This window comes from Kitasatospora sp. NPDC059673 (assembly GCF_042734215.1).
Classification (GTDB): Bacteria; Actinomycetota; Actinomycetes; order Streptomycetales; family Streptomycetaceae; genus Kitasatospora.
This window is the reverse complement of sequence record NZ_JBHWEN010000050.1, coordinates 1-18731: the sequence shown is the minus strand read 5'-3', so window position 1 is coordinate 18731 and position 18731 is coordinate 1. Positions and strand designations below refer to the sequence as shown.

The following is an 18731-nucleotide window of genomic DNA, read 5'->3' as shown; positions in this document are numbered from 1 at the left end:
CGGCCGAGGGGCGGTGCGGGGGCTCCGGAAGACCTGGTGACGCCGGGCCCGGGGGCCCGGCGGGTCGTCAGACCGTGGTCGACTTGGGCGTCTCGGTGGCCTTGGTGACGACGGTCGGCTCGACGGCCTGGCGGGGCTGCTCGGCCTGCGAGGCGGCGGTGCCGTTCTGCGCCTCGGCGGCGGCGGGGGCGTCGTCCTCGCGCAGGGCCTTGGTCTCGGCCTTCAGGATGCGCATCGACTTGCCGAGGCCGCGGGCCATCTCGGGCAGCTTCTTCGAGCCGAACAGCAGGACCAGCACCACCACCATGATGGCGATGTGCCAGGGCTCAAGACCGTTACGGAACATCCCTGACCACCGGTCCTTTCGTGGAAGTTCTCGCTGTGACGTCTGGGCCGGGCGGAACGCCCGACTCGGCCAGTATGCCTGGCCTTATTGGCGAACGTATACACCCGCTGGCAAACAGCGGCCGAAATGCGGGTGATCCGAGTCATGTGGTCTGTACCACCTGGGAGTTCTTCGGCGCGGGCTGTCCGGCGGCGCTCAGGTGGCGCATCAGCAGGTGGGCGGCGAGGGCGGCGCCGAGCATCACCAGGACCCCGACGGCCGCGGCGACGTGCATTCCGGCCGTGAAGGCCTCGCGGGCGGTGCCGAGCAGCTGCTCGGCGGCATCGGCGGGCAGGTGGGCGGCGGTGGTGACGGCCCCGCCGAGGGTGTCGCGGGCGGCGTCGGGGGCGGAGCCGTCCATCCGGGCCCGGTAGATCGCCGCGCCGGTCGCGCCGAGCACCGCGATGCCGAGCGAGCTGCCGAGTTCCTGGGCGGTCTCGGAGGTGGCCCCGGCGGCGCCGGCCCGTTCGGCGGGGGCGGCGGAGAGCACCATCTCGCCGGTGATGCTGACGGTGCCGACCGCGCCGGCGGCGATGATCCCGGCGGCGACCAGCGGCAGGGCCAGTGAGGAGCCGGGGGCGACGAAGGCCATCGCGGCGAAGCCGACGGCGCTGGCCAGGAAGCCGCCGGTGAGCAGGACCGCGGGCCGCACCTTGCCGGCCAGTGCGCCGAAGCCGCCGACGGCCGCGCCGACCCCGACGCTGGGCAGCAGCGCCCACAGCGAGGCGGCGAGCGGGCCGTAGCCCTTGACCAGTTGGAGGTACTGGGAGGTGAAGAGGCAGAAGCCCATCATGGCGAACATCGCGATGGTGTTGACGGTGATTGCCCCGCTGTAGGTGCGGATCCGGAACAGCGAGACGTCGAGCAGCGGGTGGGCGGCGGTGCGCAGCCGCACCGCGAGGCCGGCGCCGATCAGCAGCCCGGCGGCGAGGACCAGCGCCGGGCGCAGGCTCCAGCCTTCCACCGCGAGGGTCTTGATGCCGTGGACGACCGGCAGCACGGTGGCGATGGACAGGGCGGCGCCGGGCAGGTCGAAGCGGCCCTGCTGCGGGGCGCGGTACTCGGGAAGCAGGAACGGCGCGGCGGCCATCACCAGCAGCATCACGGGGACGGCGATCAGGAAGGCCGAGCCCCACCAGAAGTGCTCCAGCAGCACGCCGCCGACCACCGGCCCGAGGGTGGCGCCGGCCATCATGACGCCGCTCCAGGCGCCGATCGCGGCCTGCCGCTGCTTGGGGTCGGGGAACATGTTGCGCACCAGGGCCAGGGTGGAGGGCCCGAAGACCGCTCCGGCGATGCCCAGCAGGGCCCGGGCGGCGATCAGCTGGTTCGCCCCGTCGGCCCAAGCGGCCACCAGCGAGGCCGCGGCGAAGGCGGCGGTGCCGCCGATCAGCAGCCGGCGCCGGCCGATCCGGTCGCCCAGGGCGCCCATCGGGATCAGCAGCCCGGCCAGCAGGAACGAGTACATGTCCATGATCCACAGCTGCTGGGTGCCGCTGGGGCGCAGGTCGGTGGCGATGAACGGGACGGCGAAGAACAGCACGCCCATGTCCATGGCGAGGACGAGGGTCGGCAGCAGGAGGAGGGCGAGGCCCAGCCATTCGCGTCGGCCGGCGCGGCCGTGGTCGGTGGTCATGGCGAGGACTGTACGGACGTCTTGCACGACTGTCTAGTACAAGCGTATAAATCAAGTGTTCCAGACGTTCGAGCAAGACAAGCGTCTTGGACTGCCGTAGCATCGGCGCATGGGAAATCGCGAGGACCTGCTGGCCAGCGCCAAGCACTGCCTGTACGAGAAGGGCTACGGGCGCACCACCGCCCGGGACATCGCCACCGGGGCGGGCGTCAGCCTGGCCGCGATCGGCTACCACTACGGCTCCAAGGACGCGCTGCTGATCCAGGCGCTGGTGGAGGCGATGGGGGAGTGGGGCAGCGCGGTCGGCACGGCGCTGGCCTCCTCGGCGGACATCGCCGACCCGAAGGAGCGGTTCGTCCGCTCCTGGGACGCCATGCGGGACAGCTTCGCCACGCACCGGGGGCTGTGGACGGTGCAGTTCGAGATCCTCGGGCAGCTGGAGAGCCTGCCGAAGCTGCGCGAGCAGCTGGCCGAGGCGCAGAAGCTGGGCCGGCTCGGCCTGGCCGCGCTGTTCCAGGGGAAGGCCGAGCACGAGGACACCCCGGACGAGCTCGCCAAGGGCGTGTTCTACCAGTCGCTGCTGCTCGGCCAGGCCGCGCACTGGCTGATCGACCCGGCCGGGGTGCCCGGCGGCGAGGACTACCTGCGGGCGATGACGCTGGTCTCCGGCGAGGTGCTCGGCCGGTCCTGAGAGGCGGTCACGCGGTGACGGCGGTGAGCAGTACCACCGCGTCGGTGTGGGCGAGCAGGCCGTGCCGCTCCTGCGGGACGGAGTGCAGCTCGCCCGCCGAGGCGTCCTGCTGCCGGCCGGCCACGGTCAGCGCGACCCGGCCGCGCAGCACCTGGAGGCTGGCGGCGACCGGGGCGTTGTGCTCGTCCAGCGAGGCGCCGGCGCGCAGCGCGATCACGGTCTGCCGCAGGACGCCGTCGTGCAGCAGCAGGTGGGCGCTGCGGCCGTGCGGGTTGGCGGCGGCCTTGGTGGCGTGCTCCTCGGCCAGCGCGTTCAGGTCGATCCGGGCCGGCTGCTCGGTCATCGCGTTCTCCTCCTTCGGCCCCCGCGCCCGGGGGCTCGCCGTCCGAGCCCCACGTCGCCGACCCTAGGCGGGCTCGGGGCGGGTGTCGCGCGCTGGGCCACGCGCAGGGGTCAACGCGGGGTCCGTTCGGCGTGCGGGGCCAAGGAGGCGGCCCGATGGTGGACCTATGGCGACCAATCAGAAATTCATCAGCGGCTTCCAGGTGAACCGCGGCATGCTCACCCTCGGCGTGGCCCTCACCGGGCTCGGCGCCGTCGTCGGACTGACCGGCACGGCCCTGGTCTGCGTCGCCCTGGCGAACGCGGGCCGGGGCTGGTTCCAGCAGTTGGAGTCCCACCCCGCCGAGCTCGCGCAGCGCACCCTGCACCAGGCGAAGGCCGCGTCGGCGGCCGGACTGGAGGCCTGGCGCGCCAGCGCGAACTGACCGCGGACGCCGGCGGAGGCGGGCACCTGGCCGGGTGCCCGCCTCCGCCGCGTCCTGCTTACAGACCGAGCTGCTTACAGACCGAGCTGCTTACAGGCCGAGCGACTTCGCGATGATGGTGCGCATGACCTCGCTGGTGCCGCCGTAGATCCGGAACACCCGGTTGTCGGTGTAGAGGCGGGCGATCGGGTACTCCAGGATGTAGCCGTAACCGCCGTGCAGCTGGAGGCACTTGTCGATCACCTCGGAGGCCGACTCGGTGCAGAACAGCTTGGCCGCCGCGGCGTCCGCCACCGTCAGCTCGCCGTTCTGGTACAGCTCCAGCGCCTGGTCGACCATGGCCTGCTGGGCGAGCACCTGGGCCTGGCAGTCGGCCAGCGAGAACTTGGTGTTCTGGAACTCGGCGACGGCCTTGCCGAACACCTTGCGCTCCTTGACGTACTTCACCGCGAACTGCACCGCGGCGGCCGCCGAGGCGTACGCGCCGACCGCGATCGCCAGGCGCTCCTGCACCAGGTTGTGGGTCAGGTAGGAGAACGCCTTGCCCTCCTCGCCGAGCAGGTTCTCCACCGGGACCTTGACGTCGGTGAAGGCCAGTTCGGCGGTGTCCGAGGTGCGCAGGCCGATCTTCTGGAGCTTGCGGCCGACCGAGTAGCCCTCGGAGGTGGTGTCCACGCACAGGATGGACAGGCCCGCCCGGCGGTCCGCCGGGTCGTAGGGCGCGGTGCGGCAGACCACCAGGACCAGGTCGGCCAGCACGCCGCCGGTGATGAACGTCTTGGCGCCGTTGAGCACGTAGTGGGTGCCGTCGGCGGACAGCTTCGCGGTGGTGGCGATGCCGGCCAGGTCGGAGCCCGCGCCCGGCTCGGTCATCGCGATCGCGGTCATGATCTCGCCCGAGACGAAGCCCGGCAGCCAGCGCCGCTTCTGCTCCTCGGTCGCGTACTCCATCAGGTACGGCAGCACCAGGCCGGTGTGCACGCCGGAGGAGCCGAAGGTGACGCCCGCGCGGGCGGTCTCCTCGTAGATCACGGCCTGGTACTTGAAGCCGGTCTCGCCGGCGCCGCCGTACTCCTCCGGGACCTCGATGCCGTAGACGCCGAGCTCGCCCAGCTTGCGGTAGAAGTCGCGCGGCGGGTGGCCGGCCTCCTCCCAGCTCTCGTAGACCGGGACGACCTCGTTCGCGATGAAGTCCCGGATGGTCTCCCGGAACGCCTCGTGGTCCTCGTTGTACACGGTGCGGCGCACGGTGCGCTCCCTTCGGCGGCTGATCGGCGCAGACAAGTTAATCGCCGGTAGCTTGTGGTGTCCAGGGTCGGCGGCGGCCCGCCGGGCGGACATCGGCCGAGGTCAGCCGAACTGTTGACGGTCCTCCGGGCGCGGGTGTCGGAAGGGTCTGCTGGGATGGGCCCCGGGGGCACGCGTGCCTTGGCCGACTGCGACGGGAGCCGCATGAGCAACGAGAACACCGCGAAGCTGGCGGTGCTGATCGACGCCGACAACGCCCAGGCGTCGATCGTCGAGCACCTGCTGGCGGAGGTCGCCAAGTACGGGACGGCGCACGCCAAGCGGGCCTACGGGGACTGGACCGGCACCGCGCTGAAGGGCTGGAAGGCGCAGCTGCTGGAGCACTCGATCCAGCCGATGCAGCAGTTCGCGTACACCACCGGCAAGAACGCGACCGACGCCGCGATGGTGATCGACGCGATGGACCTGCTGTACACCGGCCGGTTCGACGGTTTCTGCCTGGTCTCCAGCGACAGCGACTTCACCAGGCTGGCGTCCCGGATCCGCGAGTCCGGGCTGACGGTGTACGGGTTCGGGGAGCGCAAGACGCCCCGGGCGTTCGTCGCCGCCTGCGACAAGTTCATTTACACCGAGAACCTGACCCCGATCGCGCACGCCGTCGCACTGGCCGAGCCGGTCGAGCCCGGGCAGTTGGACGCGGCGATGGCGGGCCTGCTGCACAGCGTGCTGGAGGCGGCGTCCGGGGACGACGGGTGGGCGCACCTCGGCGAGGTCGGCAACCAGATCCGCAAGCGCAAGCCGGACTTCGACCCGCGTACCTACGGGTTCCCCAAGCTGATGCCGCTGCTGGAGGCGAACGGCCAGTTCGAGGTGGTCAAGCGCGACCACGGCGAGGGCAACCCGCCGGTCGCCTACGCCCGGACCCGTCGCTAGGCCTGTCCGGCCGCCGGGGAATTGGCGGTGTGGTGGTCTCCCTGCAAACTGGTGCGAAACTCGTGACGACGGGGCCGCCCGTTTCCCCGGTGCTGGTAAATGGCTTGCGATTTCGGCGGGTTGGTGCGATCGGGGGTGATCGTCCGTGCCCCGGCCGGGAGTTGACCGAGTATCGACAGAAATCCAGGAAATCCGAAAACGCTGGTCGCCTGATTGTCGTACTGGCACACTGGGGCCTCATGTCTGATGGCCTTCCCCCCGCTTCCGGCGCCGACGGAAGTGGCGTCGAATTTCCCGCGTCCGAGAAGTCGGAGAATCTCCGCACCACGGAGGTCGACCTCGGCGGCCTGGTGGGCGTGCTCGCCACGCACCTCTACTCGACGCCACTGGTGGCGCTGCGCGAACTGGTGCAGAACGCCCACGACTCGCACACCCGGCGCAAGCTGGAGGACCCGGAGAGCACCTACCGGCCACTGATCCGGGTGACCGGCGACCCGGCGGCCCGGACGGTGGCGATCGAGGACAACGGGGCCGGGCTCACCGAACCGGAGATCCACGCCTACCTGGCCACCGTCGGCACCGGCTACACCCGGATGCTGCGCGACCTGACGGGCAACCAGGAACTCATCGGGGCGTTCGGACTGGGCTTCCTGTCGGCGTTCTCGGTCGCCGAGGAGGTGACCGTCACCACCGCCTCGCACCGCGAGGCGCACCTCGCGCACACCTACCGCAGCCGCGGCGGCGAGCAGTACAGCGTCGAGCCCGCCGCACCCCGCCCCACGCCCGGCACCGTGGTGACCCTGCGGCTCAAACCCGAACACGCCCACCTCGCCGACCAGGAGGCGCTGCGCGAAGTCCTCGCCCGGTACTGCGTGCTGCTGCCCATCGAGGTGTACGTCGGCGAGGACGAGGAGGCCGTCAACAACGTCGCGGTGCCCTGGCGGCAGGACCTGCCCGGCTCGCCCTACCTGCACCGGATGCGCTTCGCCACCGCCTTCGCCCGCAGCTTCGAACCGCTGACCGCGTTCCCCGTCCAGCCCGCCGACGAGCGCACCGACGCCGTCGGCCTGCTCTGGGTGCAGGACGGCGGGACGTACGGCTCCACCGACAACCGCGACCTCGCCGTGTACCTGCGCGGCATGCTGCTCGCCGACGACGCCCGCGACCTGCTGCCCAGCTGGGCCGGCTTCATCGGCGGCGTGGTCGAGTCCACCCGGCTCACCCCCACCGCCAGCCGCGAGGACCTGCAGCGCGACGAGCACTACCGGGCCCTCCAGCAGGCCCTCACCGACGCCATCGTCGACGGCCTGTACGAGACCGCCCGGCTGCACCCCGCCGCCTGGCGGCGGATCCTCGCCCGGCACGGCCAGGAACTGCTCGGCGCCGCCCTCTGCGACGACCGGCTGTTCACCCTGCTCGCCGACGACGTCCCCGTCCCCACCTCGCAGGGCGAACTCACCGCCGGCGCCCTGCGCGCCGCCGGCTCCGGCGCCGTGCACGTCGCCCTCGGCAGCGGCGGCGGCTTCGAGGAGATGCTGTACCGCGCCATGCAGGTGCCGATCGCCCGCGGCGACCGGTACGCGGTACTGCCGTTCCTGCGCCGCTACGCCCAGCTGCGGGACTGCCGGATCGTCGAACTCGGCAGCGAGAGCGGCAACCGCGAACTGTTCCGCGCCCCCGACCTGCCGCTGCCCGCCGAACAGCACGCCTGGCTGAGCGCCGCCCTCACCGACGACGGCGAACAGCTCGTCCCGGCCCGCTTCGACCCGCCCGGGCTGCCGCTGGTGCTGGTGCCCGACCGCGAGGCCGAGCTCAAGGCCCGGATCGAGGACGACCAGGCCGACGCCCGCATCCCGTCCGCCGCGCTGCGCCTGGCCCGGGCGTTCACCGCGCGCACCGACGGCACCGTCAAGGCCCGGCTCTACCTCAACCTGGCCTCGCCCGCCGTGCACGACCTGCTGGCCGCCTACCGGGCCGGGCACACCGGGGCGGCCACCGCCGCCGCGCTGCTGCGCTCGCTGAAGGTGATCATGGCGGCGGCCTCCGGCTCGGCCGGCGGCGACCTGACCGCCGCCCTCGGCGGCATCTCCACGGCGGTTGCCGCGCTCACCGCCGACCTCCCCGCCGACGGCCTGTCGGTGGTGCCCGACACCATCTCCGCAGACACTCCGCAGGGGGACGAGGAACGATGACCACCGACATCTGGTCCTGGGTGCACGACACCCACCGGCAGCTCGCCGAATCCGGGCAGCACCGGCTCGCCGACGCGCTCGCCGAGATCGCCGGCCACGCCGTCGAGGGCCGCAACGAGCAGCTCGACGCGATGTACCCCGAGGCGCTGGCCTCGGCCCGGGCCCTCGGCCTGCCCTGGGTGGAGGTCTTCCTGCGCCACTGGCGGCTGCAGAACCTGCTCAACAAGCGCTACCAGGGCGAGGCCGCGATGTCCGAGGCGGTGTCGCTGCTGGAGTTCGCGCACCGCGAGGAGACCGCCTCCTGCCCGCAGTCGGTGTGTGCCGTCCAGGACTTCACCATCTGCCACGCCAACATCGACGGCCCCGGCTACGTGCCCGAGCGGCTCGCCGTACTGGAAGAGACCCTGGAACGGGTCGAACCCGCCCGGGCCTGCTTCGACTGCCTGTCCCGCGAGTACGCCGACACCCTGGAGGACGACGGCCGCCCCGCCGACGCCCTCGGCCACCTCGACCGCGCGCAGACCCGGATCCAGGCCGCCGGCGAACAGGTCTCGCTGTCCTTCGCGCACAGCCGGGCCTCCGCCCTGCACCGGCTCGGCCGGCACCAGGACGCCCTCGACGCGTACGACACCGCCGAACACGCCTACGTCGCCGCCGGGCACCGCCTCGACGACGACGACCGCCGCAAGCTCGCCGTCGGCCGCGCCCTGCAGTTCGCCGCCCTCGGCCGCACCGGCCCCGCCCTCGAACTGCTGCCCGACGCCGAAGAGGCCGACCGCTACCCCGACATCCGGCACCGCTGGAGTGCCGCCGTCGAACTGCTCACCGCCGCAGGGGAGTTCCCCAACGACGCCGCCCTCGGCGCCCGGCTGGCCGGCTGGGCCGGCGAACTCGACGCCGCCGGCTCCCACCGCCCCTGCCTCAACCTGGTACTGACGGCCGGCCGGCTCGCCCTCGCCCGCGGCGCCCGCGAGGTCGCCCTGACCCTGGCCCGCACCGGCACCCGCAAGCTCGGCCAACTGCGCCGCACCGACGGCGTCGCCGAGCAGGTGGCCGCTCTGCGGGCCACCGCCGAAGCCCTGCCCCACCCCGAACTGCCCGTACCCGCCGACGAGTTGCCGCAGTGGCTGGCCGAGCACCGCCCCGAACCGGAGACCGGCGCCGACCTGCTGGCCGCCGCCCTCGCCGGCGAGGCCGCGCCCGACACCGTCCTGGTGCTCAACCTGGCCGGCGCGCTCGGCGCCCTCGGCCACACCCGGGCCGTCACCGAACTGCTCTGGGCCCAGCTCGAACTCGACCCCGACAGCGACTACCTCACCGGCATGCTCGGCCAGCTGCTGATCGACGCCGAGGACGGCGACGGTATCGACCGGCTCGCCGACCGGCTCTCCGCCGACCCCGCCAACGCGTACTGGCTGCGCGCCCGCTGGGCCGCCGCGCAGGGCCGCTGGGCCGAGGTCGGCGAACAGTGCGCCGCCGTCCTCGCCCACGAACCGGACGCCCTCAACACCCGCCGCCTCGCCGCCACCGCCGCCACCCGGCGCGGCGACCACGCCGAGGCCCAGCGGCTCTACCAGGAACTGCTGGAACACGCCCTCGACCCCGCCGAGGCCGGCGAGGACCAGGAGCACCGCACCGTCCAGCCGCCCGACCTGTGGCACCTGATCACCGCCGCCACCGCCAACCGCGACTGGGCCGCTGTCCGCGCCGCCGGTGCCCGCCTCGGCATCGAGTTCGACACCGACAGCGGCCCGGTCGACGAGGAGTGGCAACTGATCGAACTGCGCGCCCCCCGTCACAACGGCACCACCGTCGACCTGCCCGCCCTGCGCACCGGCCCGGCCACCGCCCGGGTGCTGCCGGTGCTCGGCGACGAGCACGAGCTCAACCACGGCGACGTGGTGGTGTTCGCCCCCGCCGTCCTCAACGACCACCCCGAACCCGGCGAGGAGGACGACTGGCACCCGGTCTTCGAACACCTCACCCTGCTCGACCCGGCCGGCTTCACCACCTACTGGATCGACGGCGCCCGCCCCGACGAGGACACCTGGTACACCCTGCGCGGCGCCCTCCAGGAGGCCGGATACGCGGTCTGGGCCTACAGCGGCGACCACTACCGGATCACCGACCCGCACCAGGACGGCGAGACCCTCCCCGGCATCTACGCCGCCCTCGGCGTCCCGCCCACCGCCTCCGCCAAGGACGCCGACACCCTCCTCACCGACCTCACCGCCCACTGGCCCCACCCCCTCGCCTGGCCCGCCCTCGCCGAAGCCGCCGGCGCCGACCTCGACCGGCATCGCAAGATCGTCGACGACTACGACCTGTAGACAGCCCTGCCGCCGCCCGCCCGCGGTCCGGTCCCCCGGAGCGCGGGCGGGCACAGCGCTGCCCCTGGAACGAGCCGGGCTGCCGGCCGGGACCGGTACGGTGGGAACTGCTCCGAGTCCAACGGCGACACCGACCGCGTCACCAAGCGCAAGCGCTACGCCCAGTACGGCGCGCCGCTGTACCTGCTCGCCGACCGGCAGAGCCGCGAGTGCACCCTGTTCGCCGAGCCCCACGACCTGGGCTACGCGGTGGTGGACGGCCCGCATCCGTTCGGCACGCCGGTCCGGCTGCCGGAGCCGTTCGGGCTGGCTCTGGACACCTCGGGATTCTGAGGTCGTTCCAGCTCGGCCCGGCGGGAGTGGGTACCCCTTGTTCGCACCGGCGGGGGCCATCGGGCAAGGTTGGAGCCAGTAGGCAGCCCGACCGGGCGGCTGCCGGGGTGGCGGAGGAAGCCGTGTCCGAACGCGAGCCGGAGGGCGCACCGGCGCAGGAGGCGCCGCCCACCGAAGGGCTGCTCGGGCCGGACGCGCCGCCCATTGAACGGCCCGTCAGTGTGCCGCACGCGCCGGAGCCCATACAGACCGAGGGGTTGCTCGGGCGCAGTGCCGCCCAGGAGACCGCCGAGGCCGTCCGGGCCCGCAACCCGCTCGCCCAGGACACGCTCACGCCCGAGGAGTGGAACGCCGCCGGGTACACCCCCGCGTACGGCCTGGACCTGACCGAGCTGCACAAGGGTGCCCCCGGCGACGCCCCCTGGCCGGACCGGATGCGTACCCTGCTGCGCACCCCCATGGCCGAGCGGCCGGCGTTCGAGCGCACCCCGCGCGAGCTGCACCCGGCCGCCGGGGCGCAGGCCCAGCGCAACGTGCCCCGGGTGCTGGACCTGTCGCTGCGGATCGGTGAGCTGCTGCTGGCCAGCGGCGAGGCCGCCGAGGACGTGGAGGCCGCGATGCTCGGCATCGCGCACGCCTACCGGCTCGACCACTGCGAACCGCAGGTCACCTTCACCCTGATCTCGATCTCCCACCAGCCCTCGCTGATCGACCCGCCGGTCACCGCGGACCGGGTGGTGCGCCGCCGCACCTCCGACTACACCCGGCTGGCCGCCGTGTACGAGCTGGTCGCCGACATCACGGCGGAGAAGGTCACCGTCAACGACGCCTACCGGCGCCTCGCGGGGATCCGCCGCAACCGGCACCCGTACCCGGTCTGGCTGCTGTCGCTGGCCACCGGGCTGCTGGCCGGGGCGGCGTCCTTCCTGGTCGGCGGGAAGATCGACGGCAAGGCCTGGCTGGTGTTCGGGGCCGCGTTCGTCGCCGCCGTGGTCGGCGACCGGCTGGCCTCGTTCGTCGCCCGCCGGGGGCTGCCGGAGTTCTACCAGTTCGTGATCGCCGCGATGCCCGCCGCGCTCTGCGGCATCCTGCTCTCCTTCAACGAGCTGCACCTGCGCGGCTCGGTGGTGATCACCGGTGGGCTGTTCGCGCTGCTGCCGGGGCGGGCCATGGTCGCCGCCGTGCAGGACGGCCTGACCGGCTTCTACATCACCGCCGCCGCCCGGCTGCTGGAGGTGGTGTACCTGGTCGCGGGCATCGTCATCGGCGTGATGCTGGTGCTGTACATCGGCGTCAACTACAACGCCAAGCTGCGGCCCGACGAGTCCATCGGCGGCACCAGCGCCTCCCCGCCCGTCCAGCTGATCGCCGCGATGGTGCTGGCGCTGGCCTTCGCGATGCTGTTGCAGACCGACCGGCGTTCGCTGCCGATGGTGGTGCTGAACGCCGGTATCGGCTGGTCCACGTACGGGGTGCTGGTCTACAACGCCGGGATCTCGGCGATCGTCGCGACCGGCCTGGCCGCCGGTCTGGTCGGCCTGTTCGGCCAGCTGCTGGCCCGCTACCAGGCGTCCTCCGCGCTGCCGTACGTGACCGCCGCGATGGGACCGCTGATGCCCGGTTCGGCGCTGTACCTGGGCATGCTGGCCTTCGCCCAGGGCCACCCCTCGAACGGGCTGGTGTCCGCCAGCCGGGCCGTGGCGCTCGCGATGGCGCTGGCCATCGGCGTGAACCTCGGTGGCGAGGTGGCCCGGCTGTTCCTGAAGAACCCGGGCGCCAGCGACCGCGACGCCCCGCACCTGCTGATCCCGCGCCGGGCCGCGAAACGCACCCGCGGCTTCTGACCCGCCGCAGGCCCGGCCGCCCGAACCGACCCGAAGGCACCACCCGATGCTCAGTGCACTGCTCGACGGCTACCACCAGCACATCGTGGAGGCCCACAAGCAGCCGCTGTTCCTGCTGCTGGTCGGGTTCATCACCTCCTTCGTGTGCATCCGCTTCAGCACCCGGATGATCCGCGCCCAGGTCCGCTGGTGGCCCGGCAACATCACCCCCGGCGGGCTGCACATCCACCACATGGTGTTCGGCCTGGGTTTCCTGCTGCTCGGCGGCATCGGCGTGTTCGCCACCGGCGGCGGCCACCCGTGGATCGACTGGTTCGGCCTGTCCTTCGGCATCGGCTGCGGCCTGGTGCTGGACGAGTTCGCGCTGATCCTGCACCTGGACGACGTGTACTGGAGCGAACAGGGCCGCAAGTCGGTGGACGCGGTGATCCTCGGCATCCTGATCACCGCGCTGCTGCTCACCGGGTACGTGCCGCTCGGCCTGGTGCCCGGGCAGAGCACCCGGTGGGGCGTGGTCGCGGTGATCGGCGGCAACGCGCTGATGAGCCTGGTCGCGCTGCTCAAGGGCAAGGTGTGGACGGGGCTGCTCGGCATCATGGTGCCCGGCCTGTCCTGGATCGGCGCGGTCCGGCTGGCCCGCCCGTCCAGCCCGTGGGCGCGCTGGCGCTACGCCGATCGCCCCCGGCGGATGGCCCGGGCGAACCGGCGCGAACGGCGGCTGCACGCCCGCACGGACCGGGCGCGCACCTGGCTGTTCGACCTGATCGCCGGGGCGCCCGACAAGGTGCCGGCCGGGCACCCCAAGGCGCACGCGGTGGCCGAGCGGATGGCCGCCCGGGCGCTGGCGCACCGCGACCTGCCGCGGCCGATCGGCGGGCGGCGGGCCCCCGCCCCGACCACCGACCCGGCCCGCCGGGCCCGCTCCCAGCGCCGCCGCCGCACCGTCCGGGCCGGGCGGCCGCGCACCACCGTGACGGGCAAGCCGCCGCAGCGGGCGCGCTGACGCTGCCGGATCGGGGACCCGCAGGCCACCGGCCGGTAGGGTTCGTGAGCGACCCGTTCCCTTCGCGCCACCACCGGTTCCGACAATCGGACATCTCACCCGGGTGGCCGCATTGCGGTGGCGTTGACGTTCCGTCAGGTCTGAGAATCTGACGGTGCGTGACCGGATTGTCACGTGATGGGACAGTCGGTCGATTCCTTTGGCCGATCACCAGAACGCGCCGAGGAAGGACCCTCATGCCCCGCAGGCTCCTCCCCGCCCTCCTCCTCACCACCGCCGCACTGCTCACCCTGCTGCCCGCCGCGAGCGCCCCCGCCGCCCCCGTCCCCGCCGTCCGGCCCGCCGACGACCCGCCCGGCGACGAGGCCTACCCGTCCGCCGAGGAGGTCGCCCGGGCCAAGGCCGAGGCCGACACCAAGGCCGCCGACGCCACCGCCCTCGAAGCCCGGCTCACCGCCGCCCGCACCGAACTCGACCGGATCGGGCAGGCCGCCGAACAGGCCGTCGAGGCGTACAACGGCGCCCTCGCCCGGCTCGCCAAGGCCCAGCAGGCCGCGAAGGCCGCCGCCGCCCGCGCCGCCACCGCCGAGGCCGCCCGCGCCCGGGCCGCCGACCGGGCCGCCGGGCTGGCCGCCGAGATGTACCGGCAGGGCGCCTCCCCGCAACTCGCCGCACTGGACGCCCTGCTGGGCTCCCACGGCCCGGGCGAGCTGTCCGCCCAGGCCACCGCGGTCGGGGTGGCCGGCGCCCAGACCCGGCAGATCCTCGACGACGCCACCAGCACCGCCAAGGCCGCCGCCCGCGCCGCCGCCGACGCCCGCCGCGCCGAGGGCGCCGCCCGCACCGCCGCCGACACCGTCCGCACCGTCAAGGACGCCGCCCAGCAGCGGCTCACCGACCAGCAGCGCCAAGTCACCGAGATCGGCCGGCGCCAGGACACCCTGCTCGCCGAACTCGCCGCCGCCCGCGACACCAGCGTCGACCTCGAACGCCAACGCCAGGACGCGCTGGAGGAGATCGCCCGCCGCGAGGCCGAGGAAGCCGCCCGCCGCGCCGAACTCGAACGCGCCGCCGCCGACCACGCCCGGCTCCACCCCGCCCCGGAACGCGAACAGCCCTGGTCCGCCGAGGGCGCCGAGGCCGCCCTCGCCTTCGCCCGCTCCGTCATCGGCCTGCCCTACATCTGGGGCGGCGAAGGCCCGCAGGGCTACGACTGCTCCGGCCTGACCATGATGGCCTGGCGCCGGGGCGGCAAGAACCTCACCCACTTCGCCGCCGACCAGTACGCCGAGTCCACCCCCGTCACCTACGACCGGCTCCGCCCCGGCGACCTGATCTTCTGGACCAGGACCGGCCGGGCCGCCGACATCTACCACGTCGCCATCTACCTCGGCGACGACCAGATGATCGAGGCCCCCCGCCCCGGCACCGCGATCAAACAGGCCAGCCTCTGGATCATGGGCCGCCCCGACTTCTACGCCCGCCCCTGACGACCCGCTCAGAGCCGGTGCACCGGGGCCGTCCCGTCCGTCCAGAGCCAATTGACCGGCGCGTACGTCTTCTTGAGCGCGTTGCGGGCGCGGGCGAGACCGGCCAGGGCGGTCTCCACGGCGATGGGGAGGCCGGTCAGGTCGGTGGGGACGGGGACGCGGAGCAGCAGGTGCTGCTTGCGGTGGGCGAGCAGGAGTTCGCCGGCGGGGGTGCAGTCGAGCAGGGTGAAGTGGACCAGGGGCTTGAACGGTCTGTCGGCGGTGGACAGGCGGGCTCGGAGGGTGCCGTCGGCGCTCCAGGCGTACAGGCCGTAGCGGTTGAGGTGGAAGGCGCGGGCGCGGTGCGGGTCGGCGGCGACGGTGAGGTCGAAGCCGGTGAACGGGCTGTCGTGGTACAGATGCAGGCCGCCGAGCCGGCCCTGGACGGTGCCCTCGTCGTCGACCAGCGCGAAGCCCAGTGGTTCACCTTGTGCACCGCCAGGTTCGCGTCACTGCCCCAGCCGACCGTCCGCACACTGCCGTACGACCGCTCGTCCAGCAGGGCGGTGGCGACGGGCGTCCCGGCGGCGTCGTACCGGGTGATCATCCGCTGGACGAAGCGCGGGGCGGCGGCGTCCGGCGGGTACGTGGCGTTCCGCCACAGGACGGCGAGGACGTAGGTCTCGCCCGCCGGGGTCGCCACCGCGTGCTCGGCCTTCAGCTTCCAGTCGTGCGCCTCGGGGTCGAGGCCGTGGAGCCGGATCAGCGAGGCGGGCGCGGTGACGGGCAGCAGAGTCATGACGGCATTGTTCCGGGCGCCGCGGACGGCCTCTGACGCATCGTTGGCGCGGCCGGAAAACCGGATGACGCGGTTCGGGGCCCGCCGTACCGTGGCCCGATGGGCAACGACGCACCGCACCGCACTGACCAGGGCATCGAGATCCGGCCGATCACCCGTGACGAACTCGCCGTGTGGGACCGGGCGATAGCCCGCGGCTTCATGCGCCCGCACGTCGCCCCGGCGGCGGAGTGGCGGGAGGTCCTGTTCGAGCCGGGGAGGATGCAGGCGGCGTTCGACCACACCGACCCGACGCCGGACGGGCCGCGCTGCGTGGCCACCTTCCGCAGCTTCGACACCGAACTGACCGTCCCCGGCGGCGCCCGGCTGGCGGTGGACGCGGTCACCGCCGTCACCGTCGGCTCCACCCATCGCCGGCGCGGCCTGCTCAGCGGCATGATGCGCCACGACCTCGCCGCCGCCCGCGAGCGCGGCCTGTCCGCCGCGATCCTGATCGCCGCCGAGTACAACATCTACGGCCGCTTCGGCTTCGGCCCCGCCACCCGCAGCACCGGCTGGCGGGTGGACGTGCTGCGCGCCTCGGGCCTGCGGAAGGATCTGCCCGTCCACGACGGGCACCGGATCGACTTCGTCACGCTGGAGGAGGTCCGCAAGCTCGGCCCCGAGCTGTACGAGCGCTGGCGGCTCACCCAGCCCGGCGCGATCGGCCGCCCGGAGCACTGGTGGCGGCTGCGCACCGGAGACATCGAGCTGCCCGGCTTCGACTGGAAGGAGGGCTTCACCGCCCTCCACCGCACCGCCGACGGCACCGTCACCGGCCTGATCAACTACACCGTGGACGAGAAGTTCGACGGCGCCTACCCCGACTGCCCGCTGAACGTCCGGGACTTCCTGGCCCTCGACCAGCAGACCGCCAACGCGCTGTGGGCGTACGCGTTCTCCGTCGACTGGGTGCGCCACGTGGTCGTCCCCACCCTGCGGCCCGACGACCCGCTGCCGCTGCTGCTGAACGACCCGCGCGCCGCCCGCCCGCACGAGGACGACGCCGACTTCACCTGGCTGCGCCTGCTCGACCTGCCCGCCGCGTTCGCCGCCCGCCAGTACACCGCCCCCGGCCGCCTGGTGCTGGAGGTCACCGACCCCGAGGGCTGGACGGCCGGCCGCTGGGCGCTGGAGACCGCCGCCGACGGCACCGGCCGGATCACCCCCACCGAGGACGCGGCGGACCTCGCGCTCGGCGTCGGCGCCCTCGGCACCCTTTACCTGGGCGCCGACACCGCCACCCGGCTGGCCGCCGCCGCGCTGCTCACCGAACTCACCCCCGGAGCCGCCGGCCGGGCCGACACCCTGCTCCGTCCCGCCCGCACTCCCTGGAACCCCGACAGCTTCTGACGGCGCCTCAGGCAGTGGGTGGCTGCTTGACGGCGGTCTTTCCTATGGTGGGCAGGATGAAGTCCTGAATGAGCCCCTTGGCGTCCCGGACGATCGGTCGGAATATCCGATAGCGCGACAGGTTGATCACCCGGGCCGCCATGGGGGTGGACCGGCGGACGAACTCCCGGGTGCGCTCGGTGTCCTCGGTGCGGTCGAAGACCCAGTAGAGGACGACGACCATCAGGTGCAACCACAGGACGTCGGGCAGGAGTTCGACCAGCTCGGCGTCCAGCTTGGGGGCGAGTTCGGAGCCCTGCAGGACCTCGCGGAACAGCTCCACCGCGGTGGCCCGGGCCGGGTGCGACTCGTTGGAGAACGGGCTGAGCGAGCTGGTCGGATCGGCGGCGGTGCGGAAGAACTGCGCGGAGAACTCGTGGTACGGGGCGGCCGTGTCCAGCCAGGAGGTCAGGGCGATCTCCAGCCGCTCGGCGAAGTCCTTGGTGCCGGCCATCCGCCGGCGGGCGTCGGCGGCGTGGTCGTACGTCATCCGGTCGTAGAACCCCTGGATCAGGAATTCCTTTGCGGAGAAGTAGTAGTAGGCGTTGCCGACCGAGACGCCCGCCTCGGCGGCGATCGCCCGCATCGTGGTCTTCTCGTAGCCGCGCTCCTGGAACATCCGCATCGCGGTCTCCAGGATCAGGGCCCGGGTGGCCTCGCTCTTGTCGGTCTTCGGCTGGGCCCGGCCGCCCGCGAGTTCGCCGGCGGGCGCAGCGGTGCCCGGCTCGTTCCGGTCGCTCGCGCTCGCCACGTCGTCCGACTCAACGGGGCCCCGCTGGGGCCGTTCCCGGTCGTTCTCTGGCACCTTCGCCCCGCCTGCCGTTCGCTTCGCCCCAGTCGCCTGTGGACCAGTCAGCCTGTGGAACCGAGCCTAGCCCGGACCGGGACAACTCCGGACCGGGAGGGCGAAATGCCGCCCGACAGGCAGCCCCGGTGCCCCCCGGCACCGGGCGCGCCATCTCCGCACCCGGCCATCCCCTCCACGGCCGGGGAACGTAGTTTCGAACGCGTTCAAAACTGTTCGGGACGACTGTAGGGCACCGGCTGAACGCGTTCAACCCTCGCGGTGTGGAAGGCTGGTGACATGCCCGCCACCCTGCGCGAAGGCGGCGCACCCGACGCCGCCGCCGTCGCCGCCCTGCTGACCGCCAGCCGCCGCAGCGCCTACGCCGGACTCGTCCCGGACGCGGCGCTCGCCGCCGACAGCTCACAACAACTGCTGTGGGAACTGCGGTTGAGCGCGGACTACGGACCGCCCGCCGACACCCCCACCCTGCTGCTCGCCGAGGACCCGGACGGCACCCTCGCCGGCTTCGCCTACCTGGTGCCCGACGGCGCCGTCGTCCGCCTGGAACAGCTGCACGTCCGCCCCGACCGCACCGGCGCCGGCCTCGGCACCCGCCTGCTGCACGCCGCGCTCGCCCGCCACCCGCACCGGCCCGTCCGCCTCGACGTGCTGGCCGCCAACCGCCGCGCGATCCGCTTCTACGAACGCCACGGCGCCCGCCGCGTCGGCCGCGGCGCGGCGCACTTCCCGGACGGGACGGTGCTGGCGGAGTACGAGTACGGCTGGCGCTAGCTGTATTGACCCGCAGGGTTGTTGACGCGGGTGATCGGTGGTTGTCCTCCGAGTGCGGTGTGGCAGCGATGGTAGTTGTAGGTGTGGAGGA

General features: G+C 73.1%; 16 protein-coding genes and 1 pseudogene. 12 read left to right on the top strand and 5 right to left on the bottom strand.

The genetic code is table 11. The annotated features are described in order from the left end of the window. Window positions 1–67 precede the first annotated feature (67 nt). Window positions 68–346: a Sec-independent protein translocase subunit TatA gene (tatA, locus tag ACFV18_RS32405; protein ID WP_380488885.1), complete on the bottom strand. Its 279-nt coding sequence runs from the start codon at window positions 344–346 to the stop codon at window positions 68–70. Window positions 347–488: 142 nt separating this feature from the next. Then, on the bottom strand, window positions 489–2021 hold the full coding sequence (locus ACFV18_RS32400; RefSeq protein ID WP_380488884.1) for an MFS transporter: 1533 nt from the start codon (window positions 2019–2021) through the stop codon (window positions 489–491). Between the two features lie 109 nt (window positions 2022–2130). Between ACFV18_RS32400 and ACFV18_RS32395 the strand changes: the two genes are divergently transcribed. Continuing rightward, window positions 2131–2712 (top strand): TetR/AcrR family transcriptional regulator, encoded by a 582-nt coding sequence (locus ACFV18_RS32395; protein ID WP_380488882.1) that lies wholly within the window; start codon window positions 2131–2133, stop codon window positions 2710–2712. A 7-nt stretch (window positions 2713–2719) separates the two neighbouring features. Here the strand turns inward: ACFV18_RS32395 and ACFV18_RS32390 are convergent, their stop codons facing one another. Beyond that, entirely contained in the window at window positions 2720–3055 is a 336-nt protein-coding gene (locus tag ACFV18_RS32390; protein ID WP_380488880.1) for a cupin, read from the bottom strand. Window positions 3056–3221: 166 nt separating this feature from the next. On the opposite strand from ACFV18_RS32390, the gene ACFV18_RS32385 reads away from it, so the two are divergent. Then, a complete protein-coding gene (locus ACFV18_RS32385; RefSeq protein WP_380488879.1) occupies window positions 3222–3479 on the top strand; it encodes a hypothetical protein in 258 nt (85 codons plus the stop codon). 90 nt (window positions 3480–3569) lie between these two features. On the opposite strand, the gene ACFV18_RS32380 is transcribed toward ACFV18_RS32385, so the two are convergent. Further along, the gene (locus ACFV18_RS32380) at window positions 3570–4727 is read right to left on the bottom strand and encodes an acyl-CoA dehydrogenase family protein (RefSeq protein ID WP_380488878.1); all 1158 of its coding nucleotides are present in this window, start codon (window positions 4725–4727) and stop codon (window positions 3570–3572) included. A gap of 204 nt (window positions 4728–4931) precedes the next feature. Between ACFV18_RS32380 and ACFV18_RS32375 the strand changes: the two genes are divergently transcribed. The 9 genes and pseudogenes from ACFV18_RS32375 (at window position 4932) to ACFV18_RS32335 (ending at window position 17022) form a co-directional block, all read left to right on the top strand. Then, on the top strand, window positions 4932–5660 hold the full coding sequence (locus tag ACFV18_RS32375) for an NYN domain-containing protein (protein WP_380488876.1): 729 nt from the start codon (window positions 4932–4934) through the stop codon (window positions 5658–5660). Between the two features lie 239 nt (window positions 5661–5899). Beyond that, window positions 5900–7852: an ATP-binding protein gene (locus ACFV18_RS32370; RefSeq protein ID WP_380488875.1), complete on the top strand. Its 1953-nt coding sequence runs from the start codon at window positions 5900–5902 to the stop codon at window positions 7850–7852. Next, complete coding sequence (locus tag ACFV18_RS32365) at window positions 7849–10182, top strand: hypothetical protein (RefSeq protein ID WP_380488873.1); 2334 nt, start codon at window positions 7849–7851, stop codon at window positions 10180–10182. The genes ACFV18_RS32370 and ACFV18_RS32365 overlap by 4 nt, the downstream gene beginning before the upstream one ends. Before the next feature lie 111 nt (window positions 10183–10293). Then, window positions 10294–10515: pseudogene (locus tag ACFV18_RS32360) on the top strand (Uma2 family endonuclease); the annotation flags it as partial. A 122-nt stretch (window positions 10516–10637) separates the two neighbouring features. Continuing rightward, the gene (locus tag ACFV18_RS32355; RefSeq protein ID WP_380488871.1) at window positions 10638–12359 is read left to right on the top strand and encodes a threonine/serine exporter ThrE family protein; all 1722 of its coding nucleotides are present in this window, start codon (window positions 10638–10640) and stop codon (window positions 12357–12359) included. A gap of 46 nt (window positions 12360–12405) precedes the next feature. Next, window positions 12406–13362, top strand: coding sequence for a hypothetical protein (locus tag ACFV18_RS32350; protein ID WP_380488869.1), 957 nt, complete (start codon window positions 12406–12408; stop codon window positions 13360–13362). 236 nt (window positions 13363–13598) lie between these two features. Continuing rightward, complete coding sequence (locus ACFV18_RS32345) at window positions 13599–14852, top strand: C40 family peptidase (protein ID WP_380488868.1); 1254 nt, start codon at window positions 13599–13601, stop codon at window positions 14850–14852. Window positions 14853–15022: 170 nt separating this feature from the next. Continuing rightward, on the top strand, window positions 15023–15511 hold the full coding sequence (locus ACFV18_RS32340) for a hypothetical protein (protein WP_380488867.1): 489 nt from the start codon (window positions 15023–15025) through the stop codon (window positions 15509–15511). Window positions 15512–15729: 218 nt separating this feature from the next. Further along, on the top strand, window positions 15730–17022 hold the full coding sequence (locus ACFV18_RS32335; RefSeq protein ID WP_380488866.1) for a GNAT family N-acetyltransferase: 1293 nt from the start codon (window positions 15730–15732) through the stop codon (window positions 17020–17022). Window positions 17023–17029: 7 nt separating this feature from the next. Here ACFV18_RS32335 and ACFV18_RS32330 read toward each other — a convergent pair whose 3' ends face one another. Then, the gene (locus tag ACFV18_RS32330) at window positions 17030–17812 is read right to left on the bottom strand and encodes a TetR family transcriptional regulator (protein WP_380488865.1); all 783 of its coding nucleotides are present in this window, start codon (window positions 17810–17812) and stop codon (window positions 17030–17032) included. Between the two features lie 333 nt (window positions 17813–18145). Between ACFV18_RS32330 and ACFV18_RS32325 the strand changes: the two genes are divergently transcribed. Beyond that, window positions 18146–18640: a GNAT family N-acetyltransferase gene (locus ACFV18_RS32325; RefSeq protein ID WP_380488864.1), complete on the top strand. Its 495-nt coding sequence runs from the start codon at window positions 18146–18148 to the stop codon at window positions 18638–18640. Window positions 18641–18731 lie beyond the last annotated feature (91 nt).